Annotated in this window: 17 protein-coding genes and 1 pseudogene; 6 read left to right on the forward strand and 12 right to left on the reverse strand. The window is 62.5% G+C overall.

Features of this window, described 5'->3' with window-relative positions; genetic code table 11:
- Together PQR32_RS41040 and PQR32_RS41045 are read left to right on the forward strand one after the other, a co-directional pair.
- Window positions 1–253, forward strand: a pseudogene (locus PQR32_RS41040) (shikimate dehydrogenase); the annotation flags it as partial.
- A 124-nt stretch (window positions 254–377) separates the two neighbouring features.
- Window positions 378–1,001 (forward strand): ABC transporter ATP-binding protein, encoded by a 624-nt coding sequence (locus PQR32_RS41045; RefSeq protein ID WP_408241282.1) that lies wholly within the window; start codon window positions 378–380, stop codon window positions 999–1,001.
- Window positions 1,002–1,085: 84 nt separating this feature from the next.
- On the opposite strand, the gene PQR32_RS41050 is transcribed toward PQR32_RS41045, so the two are convergent.
- From PQR32_RS41050 to PQR32_RS41085, 8 genes are all read right to left on the reverse strand, one after another.
- Window positions 1,086–2,093 carry a zinc-dependent alcohol dehydrogenase family protein gene (locus PQR32_RS41050; protein WP_408241285.1) on the reverse strand — a complete coding sequence of 336 codons (1,008 nt, stop codon included), beginning with the start codon at window positions 2,091–2,093 and terminating at the stop codon, window positions 1,086–1,088.
- Window positions 2,094–2,293: 200 nt separating this feature from the next.
- Window positions 2,294–2,608 carry a heme-degrading protein HmuQ gene (gene hmuQ / locus PQR32_RS41055; RefSeq protein ID WP_408241288.1) on the reverse strand — a complete coding sequence of 105 codons (315 nt, stop codon included), beginning with the start codon at window positions 2,606–2,608 and terminating at the stop codon, window positions 2,294–2,296.
- A gap of 159 nt (window positions 2,609–2,767) precedes the next feature.
- The gene (locus PQR32_RS41060; protein ID WP_408241291.1) at window positions 2,768–3,727 is read right to left on the reverse strand and encodes an O-fucosyltransferase family protein; all 960 of its coding nucleotides are present in this window, start codon (window positions 3,725–3,727) and stop codon (window positions 2,768–2,770) included.
- Window positions 3,728–4,042: 315 nt separating this feature from the next.
- The gene (locus PQR32_RS41065) at window positions 4,043–4,366 is read right to left on the reverse strand and encodes a copper-binding protein (RefSeq protein ID WP_408241294.1); all 324 of its coding nucleotides are present in this window, start codon (window positions 4,364–4,366) and stop codon (window positions 4,043–4,045) included.
- 55 nt (window positions 4,367–4,421) lie between these two features.
- Window positions 4,422–5,717: a multicopper oxidase family protein gene (locus PQR32_RS41070; RefSeq protein WP_408241297.1), complete on the reverse strand. Its 1,296-nt coding sequence runs from the start codon at window positions 5,715–5,717 to the stop codon at window positions 4,422–4,424.
- 1 nt (window position 5,718) lies between these two features.
- On the reverse strand, window positions 5,719–7,149 hold the full coding sequence (locus PQR32_RS41075) for a TolC family protein (protein ID WP_408241300.1): 1,431 nt from the start codon (window positions 7,147–7,149) through the stop codon (window positions 5,719–5,721).
- A complete protein-coding gene (locus PQR32_RS41080) occupies window positions 7,146–7,448 on the reverse strand; it encodes a hypothetical protein (RefSeq protein WP_408241303.1) in 303 nt (100 codons plus the stop codon). The genes PQR32_RS41075 and PQR32_RS41080 overlap by 4 nt, the downstream gene beginning before the upstream one ends.
- An 89-nt stretch (window positions 7,449–7,537) precedes the next feature.
- On the reverse strand, window positions 7,538–7,978 hold the full coding sequence (locus PQR32_RS41085) for a hypothetical protein (RefSeq protein WP_408241323.1): 441 nt from the start codon (window positions 7,976–7,978) through the stop codon (window positions 7,538–7,540).
- A gap of 152 nt (window positions 7,979–8,130) precedes the next feature.
- Between PQR32_RS41085 and PQR32_RS41090 the strand changes: the two genes are divergently transcribed.
- From PQR32_RS41090 to PQR32_RS41100, 3 genes are read left to right on the forward strand one after another with little or no spacing between them, the layout of a single operon-like run.
- Window positions 8,131–8,328 carry a heavy-metal-associated domain-containing protein gene (locus PQR32_RS41090; RefSeq protein WP_408241306.1) on the forward strand — a complete coding sequence of 66 codons (198 nt, stop codon included), beginning with the start codon at window positions 8,131–8,133 and terminating at the stop codon, window positions 8,326–8,328.
- A gap of 32 nt (window positions 8,329–8,360) precedes the next feature.
- Window positions 8,361–8,762: a CopM family metallochaperone gene (gene copM / locus PQR32_RS41095; RefSeq protein WP_408241309.1), complete on the forward strand. Its 402-nt coding sequence runs from the start codon at window positions 8,361–8,363 to the stop codon at window positions 8,760–8,762.
- A 29-nt stretch (window positions 8,763–8,791) separates the two neighbouring features.
- Window positions 8,792–9,184 (forward strand): DUF6632 domain-containing protein, encoded by a 393-nt coding sequence (locus PQR32_RS41100; protein WP_408241312.1) that lies wholly within the window; start codon window positions 8,792–8,794, stop codon window positions 9,182–9,184.
- 68 nt (window positions 9,185–9,252) lie between these two features.
- Here PQR32_RS41100 and PQR32_RS41105 read toward each other — a convergent pair whose 3' ends face one another.
- On the reverse strand, window positions 9,253–10,302 hold the full coding sequence (locus tag PQR32_RS41105; protein ID WP_408241326.1) for an AraC family transcriptional regulator: 1,050 nt from the start codon (window positions 10,300–10,302) through the stop codon (window positions 9,253–9,255).
- Window positions 10,303–10,532: 230 nt separating this feature from the next.
- On the opposite strand from PQR32_RS41105, the gene PQR32_RS41110 reads away from it, so the two are divergent.
- The gene (locus PQR32_RS41110) at window positions 10,533–11,369 is read left to right on the forward strand and encodes a class I SAM-dependent methyltransferase (protein ID WP_408241314.1); all 837 of its coding nucleotides are present in this window, start codon (window positions 10,533–10,535) and stop codon (window positions 11,367–11,369) included.
- A 309-nt stretch (window positions 11,370–11,678) separates the two neighbouring features.
- Here PQR32_RS41110 and prpF read toward each other — a convergent pair whose 3' ends face one another.
- The 3 genes from prpF to PQR32_RS41125 all read right to left on the reverse strand — a co-directional run.
- Window positions 11,679–12,866, reverse strand: a complete 1,188-nt coding sequence (gene prpF, locus PQR32_RS41115) for a 2-methylaconitate cis-trans isomerase PrpF (RefSeq protein ID WP_408241317.1) — start codon at window positions 12,864–12,866, stop codon at window positions 11,679–11,681.
- 80 nt (window positions 12,867–12,946) lie between these two features.
- Window positions 12,947–15,544 (reverse strand): Fe/S-dependent 2-methylisocitrate dehydratase AcnD, encoded by a 2,598-nt coding sequence (gene acnD, locus PQR32_RS41120; RefSeq protein WP_408241320.1) that lies wholly within the window; start codon window positions 15,542–15,544, stop codon window positions 12,947–12,949.
- 305 nt (window positions 15,545–15,849) lie between these two features.
- The coding region (locus PQR32_RS41125; RefSeq protein WP_408241329.1) for a citrate/2-methylcitrate synthase at window positions 15,850–15,975 on the reverse strand (126 nt) is incomplete at its 5' end.

Below are 15,975 nucleotides of genomic sequence, written 5' to 3' on the forward strand. Positions count from 1 at the left end.
TGCGGGGGAGGCGACGGCGGCCGCGGGGGGCGCCACCGCGGCGCCGCGCGGCATGCGCGCGGACGACCCGTTGCCTATCGACGTGTCGAGTTTGCCGGCCACGACATTCGTCGGCGACGTGGTGACGAAGCCGCCGCTCACGCCGTTGATCGAAGCCGCCCGCGCGCGCGGATGCCCGACTGTGACGGGCACGCAAATGTTCGGCCGCGTGTGCGACCGGATGGTCGAGTTTTTGCTGGATGCGGATCGGTGAATGAAGCTTCGGACGCGACAGCGGCCACGGCGCGCGCTGCTACACTTGCGCAACGCCAACCTGTAGAAGACCCCTGCCGCGCGACTCGATGCGGCGGGTCTTCTCCTGAATCACGCTCCAATCCATGCTTCGATTCGAAAACCTCAGCAAGCGCTACGGCGAACGCCTCATCTTTCAGGGATTGCACTACGACACGGCATCAGGATGCGTCGCGTTAAACGATGAGTCCGGCAGCGGCAAGTCGACATTGCTCGGCATCCTCGCGGGCACGATCGAGTCCGATACCGGCGAGGTGTGGCTCGGCGGCCATTCGCTGCGCAGTGCACCGCTCGCCGCGCAATCCGTGCTCACCTACGTGCCCGAAGACTGCATGCCTTATTCGGATCAGACCGGTCGCGAGTATTTGAACAATGTGGCATCGGCGAGAAACACCGCTGTAACCGCTGACACGCTGGCGCTCGCGGACCGCTTCGGCCTCACGCCGCATCTCGACAAACGCTTCGAACAGATGTCGTTCGGTACGCGCAAGAAGTTTTTCCTGACGGCAGCCGTACTCGGCGAAACCCAGGTGTTGATCGCGGATGAACCCGTCGGCGGACTCGACGCCGCCGCACGCGCCGTGCTGGTTGATCTGTTCAAGACATTGGCGCAGACGCGTACGGTGTTTTTCTCGAGCTACGACGAAGTCTTTGCGAATGCGTGCGAAGCGCGCAGCGTCAATTTCGCCGGCTTGAGAAGGCACGGCTAACACGCCCTTGCATGCCGCTTGGCAGCGGCATAGAAAGCGCGAGGGAAACCGGCAAGCCGATTTTCACTCGCGCAAACGAACCGCTTAAACCTCCACGCAAATCTTCCCGAAGTGAGCGCCGGATTCCTCGTGGGAAAACGCCTCGCCGAGCTTCTCCAGTTTGAACGTGCTGTCGATCATCGGCTTGATGCCGGTCACTTCGAGCGCCCGGATCATATCGCGCTGATCCTGACGGCTGCCGACGATCAAGCCTTGCAAGCGCTGCTGCCGCGCCATCAGCGCCGCGGTCGGCACCGGTCCTGCCCGCCCGGTCAATACGCCGATCAGCGCGATATGACCGCCGATCCGGCAAGCGGTGATCGACTGCGGCAACGTCCCCGGACCGCCCACTTCGATCACATGATCGACACCTTGCCCACCGGTCAGCGAGCGGACCTGCTTGCCCCATTCGGGATTCTCGCGATAGTTGATCGTGTGATCGGCTCCGAGCTCGCGAAGTCTGGAAAGCTTCGCGTCCGATGACGACGTGGCAATCACCGAAGCGCCCATCGCTTTGGCCATCTGCAAGGCGAAAATCGATACGCCGCCGGTGCCGAGCACGAGCACCGTGCCGCCGGCCCTCAACTGGCCGTCCACCACGAGCGCGCGCCATGCGGTCAGCCCGGCTGTGGTCAACGTTGCGGACTCGGCGTGGCTATAGCCGCGCGGCGCATGCGTGAAGTAGTGGCTCGGCAGCACGACGGCCTCGCGTGCATAGCCGTCGACGCCGTCGCCGGGTGTGGTCTTGAAATCGGCGATGGCGGGCGGCCCGTTTTCCCAGAACGGGAAGAAGCACGACACCACGTGATCGCCCGCTTTGAATTCCGACACGCCCGCGCCGACTGCCTCGACGACGCCCGCGCCGTCCGCCATCGGAATCCGCCCTGCTTCAGCCGGCAGATTGCCGCTCACCACGCCGTAGTCGTGAAAGTTCAAGGAGTTCGCGTGGATGCGCACGCGAATCTGGCCCGCAGCGGGCTGACCGGGATCGGCGATGTCGACGACCTGGAGATTGGCGACGGTAGCGGGCGAACCGATTTTGACGGCTTTCATGTTTTCGTTCCTCTGTGAGTTGCGCCGGCGCGTGACGCGTCGCGGCGAAATGCTCGCAAAAGAATACCGCAAGCTTGCTCAGCGCGTCGTCGGACGCGCAGGCTAGCGCGGGCGAAACGCTCGCTGAAAGCTCATCGCGAACGCGGGAAGTCCCTTCACGGCGTCCGTGACTGACACGGGCGCTCGCGAGGATCATGCATTCATTTGACGGTCTGAATGACTTCGAAGCCTTCGAATTCCGGATGTCCAAGATAGAGCACCCGGTTGTCGCCGCCAGCGTTGCGATGCGCGGCACGAAAGGCGTCGGATTTCGTCCACGCCTCGAAGGACGCGTAGTCCTTCCAGATCGTATGGCTGGAATACAGAACGTGATCGTCCTTCTGTGGTCCCTTCAGCAGATGAAACTCCACGAAACCCGGCACCTCTTTCAGGTGCGTATCGCGCGTGGTCCACAGATGTTCGAAGGCGGTTTCGGATCCGGGCGTCACTCTGAATCGGTTCATGGCAATGTACATGCTGAAGGCCTCTTTGCAGTCACGATGTATCTGACGGCTTGCCAGACTGGAATGATCCGTTCCGGCCAACCCGTCAGGCGGCCTTTCATTATATGCGCGCCATTCTTCCTACCGATGTCACGACCGCGACACGCTCAGGCGACCCGAGCGCATGCGCGTTCAGGCCGCTTTATCTTGCGCCACCTGTTCGAGCCAGAGACGGCTGTCGGGAAACCAGAATGCGTCCGGCCGCGGCGGCGACACGAGTTTCACCGGCAGCGACGGATTGAATATTCTGGACCATGCCGACAGATACGACGGCGTCTTCACCAGATACCCGCAACGGGACAACAACAGACTGGAGACCAGCGCCTCACGGCCGATTTCGAGCCCCGGATAGCCGCTGAAATGAATCGGCGTATTGCCGTTCGCGAGCAATTTCGCGGGCGCCACTTTGACCGGCTTGCTAAACGGCCAGGCAACGAAAAAGTCGAGAAACGCCTGTTCGTCGCTTGAAACGAAGACGTTGTCGAGGTGCGGGTTTTCCGCAAGCGTCGTTTCCACGTGGCGACAGAAATCGCCCCACGAAACTGGGATGGCTTCCAGCGATTTGTCCGTGCCTCTGAAATGCGCGCCGAGCGTGGACGTGCCGATCTCGAGCTTCTGGCAGATCACATCGACTTCATCGCCGATGTGGCCGGCTGGCCGGTAATGTGCGAAGAATAGCTCGCTTGCGCTGTCCAGTTGAAGCTGAGTCTCGTAGCGTTGACGAAACCCTAGCTGGACCAGGTCGCGAACCGTCGATTTTCTCACCTTGTGCGTGAGCGACGCCGTGGCCTTGCCATTCACGGACTCGAAGAAGGACGAGAACCAGTCGATCGTTCCCGCGGAGTCTCCGTAGAGCCCGCCGCGCGCACTGATGCACGGCGTCAGACACTTCTCGTCGCAATACATCAGAATAAACAGGACCATCTGCATCACGGAGAAAAAACCAGAGTTCTCCTGAATTTCGATGGCGAAGATTCCCCTGTTCAATCGCTGCGTGGCATGAAGTGAAATGCGACGTGGTGTCGCCACGGAATGCTTGAACCCCTCGCTGCGTCGGATCTGTTTCGCCCGATCGACTACCTTTCTTAGCATGCCCGGCTCCTAATGGAATCTAGGTATTTTTAAATTCGCGCGCGTCTATGCATGAAGAAGTTCACGACGTCCGAGCATAACATCTCAAAAGCCCCAGTTGAGTAAGTTCCGCTTGTCTTAGTGAGCTAGCGCACAAAGGATCGGTAAGACTTCCCCGGGAGTTGCGGCGGTTGCATGGCGGGAGCGAAGCCATGCAACGTCGGACGATAGGGCAGCGAGCCAAAGGCATCCAAATCGCAAACCGCGAATAGTAATGGTTTATCCGAATGACACGTTTTGCAAGAACGCGATACGCACACAACCCGCATGTGCTGATTACTCTCGCTTCTCCAGCTTCACCACCATCAGCGCCCCGTCCACTTCGTCGGCGATGAAGTCGATCCTGTCGCCGGACTTGACCTGCGAAAGCATTGCCGGGTCCTTTACCTTGAACACCATCGTCATCGCATCCATGCCGAGGTTTTCCAAGGGATCATGCTTGATGGTCAGCTTGCCGACAGCCGCATCCACCTTCCTGACTTCGCCATGCGACATCGCGGCTTGCGCTTCACTCGCTTCACTCGCCTCACCCGCCGCGAACGCCGACGCGGAAACCATCACCATGCAACCCATCACCATTGAAGCCAACACATTCTTCATCTCACACTCTCCCACGTTCAATAGGATCCACACGGCCAACCTGCCGCCGCCGACGTCAACCACCCGGCAGCTCGCCTGTATGCTCATAAGCCACCGTTCCCCTGGGATGCCTGAACCAGCCCGGATCACGGTAGTCGTTGCGACCCAGCCCTTCGCGCACTTTCACCACCGTAAACATGCCGCCCATTTCCAGCGCGCCGAATGGGCCGGTGCCGGTCATCATCGGTAGTGTGTTGTCGGGCAGCGGCATCTCCATCGATCCCATCGAGCCGCCCGTGCTGCCCATCGCCATGTAGTCGGGCACCAGCCGGTTGATGCGTTTGGCGAGGTCTTGCTGCGGCACGCCGATCATGGTCGGGACCTGATGCCCCATCGCGTTCATCGTGTGATGAGACTTGTGGCAATGGAATGCCCAGTCGCCGGGACGATTCGCGGTGAACTCGATGGCGCGCATCTGCCCGACCGCAACATCGGCGGTCACCTCGGGCCAGCGCGCGGACGGCGGAATCCAGCCGCCGTCCGTGCCCACCACTTCGAAGTGGTAGCCGTGCAGATGAATCGGGTGATTGGTCATGGTCAGATTGCCGACGCGGATCCGCACGCGATCGCCCGCGCGCACCGGCAATGAATCGATGCCCGGAAACACGCGCGCATTCCACGTCCACATGTTGAAGTCGGTCATCTCGTTGACGCGCGGCGTGAAGCTGCCGGGGTCGATGTCGTAAGCGGACATGATGAACACGAAGTCGCGGTCCACCTGCATCACGCCCGGATCTTTCGGATGGACGATGAACGTCCCCATCATGCCCATCGCCATCTGCACCATCTCGTCGGCGTGCGGGTGATACATGAAAGTGCCGTGCTTCTCCAGATGAAACTCGTAGACGAAGGTCTTGCCCGGCGGAATGTGCGGCTGCGTGAGACCGCCCACGCCGTCCATGCCACAGGGCAGCAGCATGCCGTGCCAGTGGACCGTGGTGTGCTCTGGCAACCGGTTGGTCACGAAGATGCGCACCTTGTCGCCTTCAACGGCCTCGATGGTCGGCCCTGGCGCCTGGCCGTTGTAGCCCCACAGGTTCGCGCTCATGCCGGGCGCGAGTTCGCGCACCACCGGTTCGGCGATCAGATGAAACTCCTTCCAGCCGTTCTTCATGCGCCACGGCAACGACCATCCGTTGAGCGTGGCGACCGGCGTGTACGGCCGGCCATTCGACGGCGCGCGTGGCGGCTGCATCGAGGCCGTGGCCATCGTGGGTGCTTCGGGCAGCGACGCGGCGCCGGCCTTGCTCACCAGTGCGGCTCCCAGCAAAGCGGCGCCCGAGCCGCTCATAAAGTGTCGACGTGTCACCATGTCATTGACCTTCGGATTCAGTGGACGACCTCGCTTGCGTCGTGGATGCGAGCGGCGTCGCGATGGCGGCAACCGGCAGACGGCCGCCGAGCGCCTGTTGCAAATCGGTCTGCGCGAGCCAGTAGTCCTTCAATGCGTCGATAGCGCTATTCACCGCGCCGATCTGGTCGCGTGAATCGGCGAGCAGTTCGAACACGCTCGCGAGCATGCCGTTGTAGCGAAGCAGCAGTTCATCGGAGATGGTTTTGCGGAGCGGTACGACTTCGTCGCGATAGTGCTTCGCGAGGTCGTAGTCGGACACGTAGGCCGAATACGCTTCGCGCACTTCGGAACGCGCGTTGATCGCGGTCTCGGCGACGCGATTCGCCGACTGCATGTAGATCGCCTCAGCGCGCGCCACTTTGGCGCTGCCCCAGTCGAAAACGGGAATCTCGACGCTGATCTCGTAGCCCTGCTCCCGCCCGTCGGAAGTCGTGAAATTATTCTGATAACCGACGTCCAGCACGTTGATGAAGCGCGTCGCCTTACTCAACTCCAGCGAACTGGCGACGCTTTGCGTTTGCAGTTTCGCGGCCTGGATGTCGAGCCTGTTTTGCATCGCGAAGGTTTCCAGATCGTGCAACTCGGGGCGTGTGGCAGGCAGATCCGGCAGACGCTCGGGCAATGCATATTGCGCTTGCGAACCCCAGAGGCCCATCACGCGAGTGAGCTTTTCTCGCGCGGACACCGACTGCTGCCGCGCTCTTGCCACTTGCGCGACGGCTTCCGCGTAGAAGGCCTGCTCGCGCGCGTAATCGAGCTTGCTGAAGTTGCCGGCCTGCTGCATGCGCCATGCGAGTTCGGCGCTGGCCTCGGCCGAGTCCTTCACCTGCTCCGCGTACGCGGCCGATTGCCTGGCAGCGACTGCGCGGATGTAGGCGCGCCGCGCATCGGCAGCGACCTCGAGCATGGCGTTTGCGGCCAGCAAGCGGGTCTGTTCGAAACGGCGGCTTTCGATGCGCGTCGTCAACGGCATCGTCAATACGCGCAACATGCCGAGCGTGAGCGTGCGGCTGATACTCAGGTCATCGCCACCATGCGTGCGGCTGAACGAGAAACCGGGATTCGGCAAGCGTCCCGCCTGAACGAGGTCCGCTTCGGCGATACCCAGCTCGCTGTACGAGGCCTGCAAGCCGCGGTTGTTCAGCAGCGCGATCTGGACGGCGTCGTCCATGCCGAGCGGCGCGGAAAGCAGTTCCTGCATGCGTTTGGCGACGGTACTACGGTCCTCGTCGGTTCTGATCAGCATGGCGTCTTTGCCGAGCCGCTCGGACGCGACGGTCGACACCGTGCCGAAGCCGCCGTCCTTCGAAAACGTCGTGCAACCGGCAAGGAATGTCACCGCGATGGCAATTGCTATGGCGCGGTTGGCTGGAAACAGGCACGGCCTCATTTTCCCGCCCCTTCGCGATGGGAACCGTCGCCGTTTTCTTTAGCGCCAACGCTGCTCGAATGCATCGAACCGTGGCTCATTCCAGCGTGCCCCGATGGATTCGCCACCGCGCGATTTAGCGCCGGCCAGTTCGGCGCTTGCTGCTCACGGTATGGCCGATAGTCGGCCATGATGGACGGCGCCTCGATCGCAGGCACGGATGCGGCGGGATCCGTCGGGTCAGGAAGTATGGGTGTGGCGTACGCGAGCGCCGGCAGACATGCCGTCGCGCCGAGCAGCGCCGCAATGAACGTTCGCATGAATCGTCTCGTCATGTATGGCCATGACGGACGACGCACAGCCGTCCATCATGGCGAAATGAACAACGCAGCGGGAGGCTGCGAGAGAACTAGACGAGAGAGATGCGGGGAGGCCGTTCGACGCCGCCGGTCAGAAACGACGCGACGCGGACGGCGGGAGGCAGGGGAACAGAGAAATGAGCCGCGTTGGCGGACAGGGTCGCAAGCGGCGTGATAGGCAACGCACCGCCGAAACAACAGGACGCGCAAGCGGAACATGCGTGCGCATGATGCTCGGCACCCGCGGAACTGTGATGCTGAAGATGGGCACTGGCGAGCGTGTCGCCTTGCTCGGCCATCATCGCGGCATGGTCGTGATGCCGGGCCATTGCACCGGCTGCCTCATGGCGCGTCGGCGCCGCATCGCCCACGGAATGCGAGGACTCGCATTTCATGGAGACGGCCGCGAACGACTGAACCGGGAGGCTCAGCACGAGCAGCACGACGATGAAGAGTTTTCGCCAGTAAGACATGGGTATGAAGTCTAGCACGCAGGTTTGCAAAATCGTAAGGCTGCGACGATGCCGCACGTGATGGTTTTTAGTGCGGAGATGCGGATTTCAGCGAACCACGAAAAGCTGCTTGACCTTACCGCCGTGGGAAGGTCCACGCTCGAGTCATGATTTCTCATTGGAGGTAGGAAATGGAATTTGCCATCCCGGATATGTCGTGCGGCGGTTGCGCCAGCGCCATCACGCGTGCAGTCACGAGTCTCGACCCTGCAGCGAAGCTCGAAGTCGATGTCCCCGTTAAAATCGTCAAGGTCACGTCGGCGCTGGCGGCCGAACAACTCATCGAGGCCATCGAGGCGGCGGGCTTTCATCCGTCGCTGAGAGCCTGATGGACAACCTTTTCCCCCAACGGACATTCACTATGAGAAAACTTCGCGCCTTTCGTGCTCTTTGCCTGTTCAGCGGCTTTGCGTTTGCGCTCGCGGCCATGCCCGTCCACGCCCAGCAACCGGCCGCCATGCCTGGCATGGACATGTCCAAGTCAGCGGATGCAGGCGCCGGCTCCGGCGATGCGACGCAAGCGTTCAAGGCCGCCGACGACAAAATGATGCAAGACATGAGCGCCGACTACACGGGCAACGCCGACAAGGACTTTGTCGCTCACATGATTCCGCATCATCAAGGGGCGATCGAAATGGCGCGGGTCGAGTTGAAGTACGGCAAGGATCCGGCGTTGAAGCGGCTGGCCAGAAACATCATCAAGGCGCAGCATGACGAGATCGCGTTCATGAAGAGTTGGCAGGCGAAGCATGGGGTGAAGTGAGGGCCCAGCGCGAATCGAAGGAGACGATCATGACCGACACTCAGCGGCTCAATTACCTGCGCATCGCACTCGTCCTGACAGGCATCACGTCCATAGGACTCTACCCGCTGATGATCGTCTGGCCGGACGGCTGGGTCTGGGATACCGGACATTCGGAGTATCCCCTGATGATTGTCGGCATGTACGCAACGCTGGGTGTGTTCCTGATTTTTGCGGCCTTGAATCCACTCGCTCATCTCAGCCTCATCTGGTTCGCGGTGTGGTCGAGCGTGGTGCATGGCGGGATCATGGCTGTCCAGGCCCTTATGAATGCCCCGTACCGCGGACATCTTCGCGGTGATGTGCCGGCGCTTTTACTCGCGGCGCTCGTTTTAGGGCTTCTCACTCCCCGCGGCGACAAAGCCAGATTTCTACGGGAGTGACGCTGATCTCGGTTTCATGCCGCTTCGCTTGCACAAGGCCGGCGCAATTTGTCGCACGGCCGTGGCGTCTAAGCACCTCTATCTTCGAACGCCCCGTCCACGCTGCCTCCCGCCACAGCGGCAGAAGCAGCAGAAACACCGGCCATCTCGCTCCGGCTCCTGCGCCACCCCGCCGGCGGCATGCCGAACTCCCGCTTGAAGGCCCGATTGAACGCCGCCTCCGACTCATACCCCACCTGATCCGCCACCGCCGCCAGCGACTTCGTCCCGCCACGCAACTCCTGCGCGGCGATCTGCAAACGCCAATGCGCGAGATACTGCATAGGCGGCTGGCCGAGCAGCTGCGTAAACCGCTGCGCCAGCGCGGACCGCGACAAGCCCGCCTTGCGCGCCAGCTCGTCGACCGTCCACCCATGGGCCGGCTGCGCATGCATCAGCGCCAGTGCACGACCGACGAACCGGTCCCCCACGCCCGCCAGCCAACCCTTCCGATCGGACGGCAGCGCATCGATGCAACGCCGCACCGCCTCCACGAAAAGCAGTTCCGATAGACGCGCGAGAACGATCGCGCTGCCCACGCGCCATTCCGCTGCCTCGGCCGCCGCGAACCGTAACGACGATTCGAGCCACGCGGACTGCGGGTCATTGCGCATGTCGACCTTGAAGATGCGCGGCAGCGCGGAAAGCACCGGGTTGCTCAACGTGTCGTCGCACGCGAGAAAGCCGCACACCAGACGCGTGCGGTCACCACCACCGCCGTAGCGAAGCGCCATCAACTGCCCCGGTGCATTGCGCAGCTGACTCTCGAGCAGTTCGCCAGTGGGTCCGGGCGTGATGTCGAGCGAACTGCCGAGCAGATGCGCCTCGCCTTGCGGCACGACAAGCAGTTCGCCGGCAGCGACGTAAATAGCGGACTCAGGGTCGTCCGGGAGCGCAGCCCAGCAGCCTCCCTCGGTGATCAGATGGTAGGAGACGATACGTTCGGCTGGCGGAAGGAAACTGCCGCACAACGCTGCGTCCGCCTGGCCGTACAAACACCAGGGTGCAGTGAAATCGCCGTTTAGATACACCGCACCACCAAGGCGAACCAGGCGGAGGACGTCAGAGAGCGCATCCATCATTGGGTCCAGGAACTTCGGCGTCCTGCGCAAAAGATCTGGACGCCTGGTCATTCATCGATTCAACAGCCGCACTGATACTAGCATCCATGCGAATCCCTTACAACAATGTTAAGGAATCTTGAATGAACCAAATACTTAACCTCTTTTAAGAAGGCACCACATGAATTCATAAACCCTGGCGCAATAAAACTAGCGTGCATCGCACAACTTTTTCTCAGGAGCATCCCATGTCTGAAGTCCATTCTTCTTCATCACAAACCTCCGAATTCGCTGACGTCAAAGCGCGGCAGCACGCCGCGTGGGAAACGGGCAACTACGCCGTCGTCGGCACGACGCTGCAGATCGTCGGAGAAAATCTGTGCGAGGCACTCGATCTGCGCGCCGGCAGCCGCGTGCTCGATGTCGCGGCCGGCAATGGCAACGGCACGCTCGCCGCCGCGCGCCGCTGGTGCGATGTCACGTCGACCGACTACGTGGCCTCGCTGCTGGACGCGGGTCAGGCGCGCGCGCGAGCGGAAGGTCTGACAACGGTGCAGTTCCGCGAAGCCGACGCCGAAGCCCTGCCCTACGCGGAGGCCTCCTTCGACGTCGTCATGTCGACTTTCGGCGTCATGTTCACGCCCAATCAGGAGAAGGCGGCAAGCGAGCTGGCGCGCGTGTGCAAACCCGGCGGCAAAATTGGCCTCGCGAACTGGACGCCCGATAGCTTCATCGGCCAGGTGTTCAAGACGATCGGCAAATACCTGCCTCCGCCGCCTGGCCTCAAGTCACCGGCACTGTGGGGCACCAGGGCGCGGCTCGACGAACTCTTTCACGGGAATGTGCGGAGTGTCGCCGTAACGAGCCGCGAATTCATGTTCCGTTACCGCTCGCCGGCGCATTGGCTCGAGGTATTCCGGAATTACTACGGCCCGATCAACAAGGCATTCGCCGCGATGGACGACGAACGGCAAGCGGCCTTCCAACGCGATCTCATGACGCTGATGGAAAGCCGCAACCGTTCCGGCGACGGGACACTCGTGCTGCCCAGCGAGTATCTCGAGATCGTGATGGTGCGGCAATGAACGGGGTCGGCCGCGTACTGGCCGGCGCGGCTGTCTATTTTTTCAATCGATGGCCAAAGGCCAGCGTCGTCAGCTTGCGGTGTATGTCGCTAGCTTTCGGCCTGCCGCTGTTTTCGTCTGTTTGCTTCTTCGGTCTTCGGTTCGTTCTCGCCAGCTTCGGGCTGATGTCTTAGGCTTCGCCGTTGCATCAAACCCGTTTTTTCCCGGCTTCGTCCTTTCCGGACGAAGCCGGACGTCCGCAAGATCGCGTGCGCGTTTGGCTTCGCGCCGTTCGTCAAACGGTCACGACGATCTTGCCGAATCGTTTGTTCACCTCTCCTGCGGCACCCGCACCCAGCCTTCCATCAGCACCCGCGCGCTGCGGCTCATGATGGCCTTGGTAACGGTCCACTCGCCGCCGTTCTCACTCGCCTCGGCACCGACCCGCAGCGTCCCCGAAGGATGGCCGAAGCGCACCGACTCCTTTGCGCCGCCGCCCGCCGCGAGATTCACAAGCGTGCCGGAAATCGCCGCCGCGGTGCCGATCGCCACCGCGGCCGTGCCCATCATCGCGTGATGCAGCTTGCCCATCGACATCGCCCGCACCAGCAGATCGACGTCGCCCGCGCCGATGCGCTTGCCGCTCGACGCCACGTAGTCCGCCGGCTTCGCGACGAACGCGACCTTCGGCGTATGCTGGCGCGTCGCGATCTCGTCGAGATGCTTGATCAGCCCCATGCGCAGCGCGCCGTGCGCGCGGATCGTCTCGAACATCGCGAGCGCCTTGTCATCGCTATTGATGGCGTCCTGCAATTCCGTGCCCTTGTAGCCGATCGACTCGGCGTCGACGAAGATGGTCGGAATGCCCGCGTTGATCATCGTCGCCTTCAGCGTGCCGACGCCCGGCACTTCCAGGTCGTCGACCAGGTTGCCCGTCGGGAACATCGAGCCGCCCGCGCCTTCTTCTTCCGCGGCCGGATCCATGAACTCGAGCTGCACTTCCGCGGCCGGAAACGTGACGCCGTCGAGTTCGAAGTCGCCGGTTTCCTGCACGGCGCCGTCGGTCATCGGCACATGTCCGATGATCGTCTTGCCGATGTTCGCCTGCCAGATACGCACGGTCGCCACGCCGTCGCGCGGAATCCGGCTCGGATCGACGAGACCCGCGCTGATCGCGAACGGACCGACGGCGGCGGAGAGATTGCCGCAGTTGCCGGTCCAATCGATGAAGGCCTTGTCGATCGACACCTGGCCGAACAGGTAATCCACGTCGTGATCGGGCCGGCTGCTTTTGGCGATGATCACGGTCTTGCTGGTGCTCGATGTCGCGCCGCCCATGCCGTCGATCTGCTTGCCGTACGGATCGGGGCTGCCGATCACGCGCATCAGCAGCGCGTCACGCGCGGCGCCGGGCACCTGGGCCGCTTCGGGCAAGTCTTGCAGGCGGAAGAACACGCCTTTGCTGGTGCCGCCACGCATATAGGTGGCCGGAATCTTGATCTGAGGTTGGTGGGCCATGAAAGTCGTGTCCTGATGTGGGCGGGTGCTATGGCATATCGCGCCACGACACCCGTTCCTGCGTTAAAACGTTCGCCGCCTCAAGCCGCCGCCTTCGACGACTCGAGAAAGTCCTGCGCAAAGCGTTGCAGCACACCGCCGGCTTCGTAGATGGAAACCTCTTCGGCCGTATCGAGCCGGCACGTCACCGGCACCTCGACCCGCTCGCCGCTCTTGCGATGAATCACCAGCGTGAGGTCCGCGCGCGGCTTGCGCTCGCCGACCACGTCGAAGGTTTCCGTGCCGTCGATGGCAAGCGTGAGCCGGTTCACACCAGGCTTGAACTCCAGCGGCAGCACACCCATGCCCACCAGATTCGTGCGGTGAATGCGCTCGAACCCTTCGGCGACGATCGCTTCCGCGCCGGCAAGCCGCACGCCCTTCGCCGCCCAGTCACGCGACGAACCCTGGCCATAGTCGGCGCCGGCAATCACGATCAGCGGCTGCTTGCGCTCCATGTAGGTTTCGATCGCTTCCCACATGCGCGCGACCGTGCCTTCTGGCTCGATGCGCGCGAGCGATCCCGCCTTCACCTTGCCGTCTTCGAGCACCATCTCGTTCTTCAGCGTCGGATTTGCAAAGGTCGCGCGCTGCGCCGTCAGGTGATCGCCACGGTGCGTCGCGTAGGAATTGAAGTCCTCCTCCGGCAAGCCCATCTTTGCCAGATATTCGCCCGAGGCGCTGTCCGCCAGGATCGCGTTGGACGGCGACAGGTGATCGGTCGTGATGTTGTCGCCGAGCACGGCGAGCGGACGCATGCCCTTGAGCGTGCGCTCACCGGCAAGCGCGCCTTCCCAATACGGCGGACGTCGAATGTACGTGCTCATCTCGCGCCAGTCGTAGAGCGGATTGGCTTTCTCGCCTGTGTCGACGGACACGGCGAACATCGGCTCGTACACCTTGCGGAATTGTTCCGGCTTCACGCTCGACGCCACAATCGCGTCGATCTCCGCATCCGTCGGCCAGATGTCCTTCAGCGTGACGGCATGGCCGTCGGCATCGATACCGAGCACATCTTTCTCGATGTCGAAGCGGATCGTGCCCGCGATTGCATACGCCACCACCAGCGGCGGCGACGCGAGGAAAGCCTGCTTCGCGTATGGATGGATACGGCCGTCGAAGTTGCGGTTACCCGACAGCACGGCGGTCGCATACAGATCGCGTTCAACGATCTCTTTCTGGATCACCGGATCCAGCGCACCGGACATGCCGTTGCACGACGTGCACGCATACGCGACCACGCCGAAACCCAGTTGCTCCAGTTCGGGCAGCAGCCCGGCCTCTTCCAGATACAGCGTGACCGCCTTCGAGCCAGGCGCGAGCGAGGTCTTCGCCCATGGCTTGCGGGTCAGGCCACGGCGGTTCGCGTTACGCGCGAGCAAACCCGCGGCGATCATGTTGCGCGGATTGTTGGTGTTCGTGCAGCTCGTGATCGCGGCGATGATCACCGCGCCGTCCGGCATCAGGCCCGGCTCGTTCTCCACCTTGCCGCTGATGCCGCGCGCCGCCAGTTCCGACACCGGCAAACGGCGATGCGGATTGGACGGGCCAGCCAGCGTACGAACCACGGTCGAGAGATCGAACGTCAGCACGCGTTCGTACTCGGCATTCACGAGGCTGTCCGCCCACAGGCCGGTTTCCTTCGCGTACGTTTCCACCAGTTTGACGAGTTCGTCGTCGCGGCCGGTGAGCTTCAGATACTTGATGGTCTGTTCGTCGATCGAGAACATCGCGGCGGTGGCGCCGAATTCGGGCGCCATGTTGGCGATGGTCGCGCGGTCGCCGAGCGTCAGCTTGGCCGTGCCTTCGCCATAGAACTCGAGGTACGCGCCGACCACTTTTTCCTTGCGCAGGAATTCGGTCAGCGAGAGCACGACGTCGGTCGCCGTGATGCCTTCAGCCGGCTTGCCCGTCAGTTCCACGCCGACGATATCCGGCAGGCGCATATACGACGCGCGGCCCAGCATCACGCTTTCCGCTTCGAGCCCGCCCACGCCGATCGCGATCACGCCAAGCGCGTCCACCATCGGCGTATGCGAGTCGGTGCCGACCAGCGTATCGGGAAATGCCACGCCGTCTTTCACCTGCACGACCGGGCTCATGCGCTCCAGGTTGATCTGATGCAGGATGCCGTTGCCCGGCGGAATCACGTCGACGTTCTTGAACGCGCGTTTGGTCCAGTTGATGAAGTCGAAGCGGTCTTCGTTGCGGCGGTCTTCGATCGCGCGGTTCTTCGCGAACGCATCCGGATCGAAGCCGCCGCACTCGACGGCGAGCGAATGGTCCACCACGAGCTGCGTCGGCACCACCGGATTGACCATCGCCGGATCGCCGCCTTGCGCGGCAATCGCGTCGCGCAGGCCGGCGAGGTCGACCAGCGCGGTCTGGCCGAGAATGTCATGGCATACCACGCGCGCCGGGAACCACGGGAAATCCAGCTCGCGCTTGCGTTCGATGATCTGCCTGAGCGACGCAGTCAACGTGACCGGATCGCAACGGCGCACGAGGTTTTCGGCCAGCACGCGCGACGTGTACGGCAGCTTGTCGTAAGCGCCGGGCTGGATCGCGTCGACCGCGGCGCGCGTGTCGAAGAAATCGAGCTGGGTGCCGGGAAGGCGTTTGCGGTTTGCAGTATTCATGGCGTAGGGGACAAAACAGTAATGATCCGGGGACGATGGCGGCGGCCGATCACGATCGGCGGCCCCTTTTTTAATGGCGTTTCCCTGGCGGGCCAGTCAGGCAGTACGTGTAGTTTAGCTTGCGGCAGCGTGCCGGTCCGGTTTGCAGGCGGCCGCGTGAATGCGCCGCAAAAAATGGCCTTGGTCCGGGGTTTCAGCGAGCCAAGACCCAACTTCGTTGCGCCGCGCTCTTTAGACGCAATGGAGGAGAAACGCTTGCATTCGCGCGGCTACGCGTTCACGCGCCCGATGGCGATGAAGATGCCTCAAACGCGCTTCGCGAGCGGCACGAACGGCAGATCGTCGGGCCCGGTGTAGTTCGCGCTCGGACGGATGATCTTGTTGTCGACGCGCTGCTCGATGATGTGCGCGCTCCAGCCTGCGGTGCGCGA

It is taken from the genome of Paraburkholderia dipogonis (assembly GCF_046027395.1).
Classification (GTDB): domain Bacteria; phylum Pseudomonadota; class Gammaproteobacteria; order Burkholderiales; family Burkholderiaceae; genus Paraburkholderia; species Paraburkholderia dipogonis_A.

Excerpts from the sequence above, each read along its gene's own strand:
- PQR32_RS41060 (WP_408241291.1), bottom strand. The coding sequence starts at position 3,727 with ATGCTAAGAAAGGTAGTCGATCGGGCGAAACAGATCCGACGCAGCGAG.
- PQR32_RS41045 (WP_408241282.1), top strand. The coding sequence starts at position 378 with ATGCTTCGATTCGAAAACCTCAGCAAGCGCTACGGCGAACGCCTCATC.
- PQR32_RS41065 (WP_408241294.1), bottom strand. The coding sequence starts at position 4,366 with ATGAAGAATGTGTTGGCTTCAATGGTGATGGGTTGCATGGTGATGGTT.
- acnD (WP_408241320.1), bottom strand. The coding sequence starts at position 15,544 with ATGAATACTGCAAACCGCAAACGCCTTCCCGGCACCCAGCTCGATTTC.
- hmuQ (WP_408241288.1), bottom strand. The coding sequence starts at position 2,608 with ATGTACATTGCCATGAACCGATTCAGAGTGACGCCCGGATCCGAAACC.
- PQR32_RS41080 (WP_408241303.1), bottom strand. The coding sequence starts at position 7,448 with ATGCGAACGTTCATTGCGGCGCTGCTCGGCGCGACGGCATGTCTGCCG.
- PQR32_RS41075 (WP_408241300.1), bottom strand. The coding sequence starts at position 7,149 with ATGAGGCCGTGCCTGTTTCCAGCCAACCGCGCCATAGCAATTGCCATC.
- copM (WP_408241309.1), top strand. The coding sequence starts at position 8,361 with ATGAGAAAACTTCGCGCCTTTCGTGCTCTTTGCCTGTTCAGCGGCTTT.
- prpF (WP_408241317.1), bottom strand. The coding sequence starts at position 12,866 with ATGGCCCACCAACCTCAGATCAAGATTCCGGCCACCTATATGCGTGGC.
- PQR32_RS41110 (WP_408241314.1), top strand. The coding sequence starts at position 10,533 with ATGTCTGAAGTCCATTCTTCTTCATCACAAACCTCCGAATTCGCTGAC.
- PQR32_RS41050 (WP_408241285.1), bottom strand. The coding sequence starts at position 2,093 with ATGAAAGCCGTCAAAATCGGTTCGCCCGCTACCGTCGCCAATCTCCAG.
- PQR32_RS41070 (WP_408241297.1), bottom strand. The coding sequence starts at position 5,717 with ATGGTGACACGTCGACACTTTATGAGCGGCTCGGGCGCCGCTTTGCTG.
- PQR32_RS41090 (WP_408241306.1), top strand. The coding sequence starts at position 8,131 with ATGGAATTTGCCATCCCGGATATGTCGTGCGGCGGTTGCGCCAGCGCC.
- PQR32_RS41105 (WP_408241326.1), bottom strand. The coding sequence starts at position 10,302 with ATGGATGCGCTCTCTGACGTCCTCCGCCTGGTTCGCCTTGGTGGTGCG.
- PQR32_RS41100 (WP_408241312.1), top strand. The coding sequence starts at position 8,792 with ATGACCGACACTCAGCGGCTCAATTACCTGCGCATCGCACTCGTCCTG.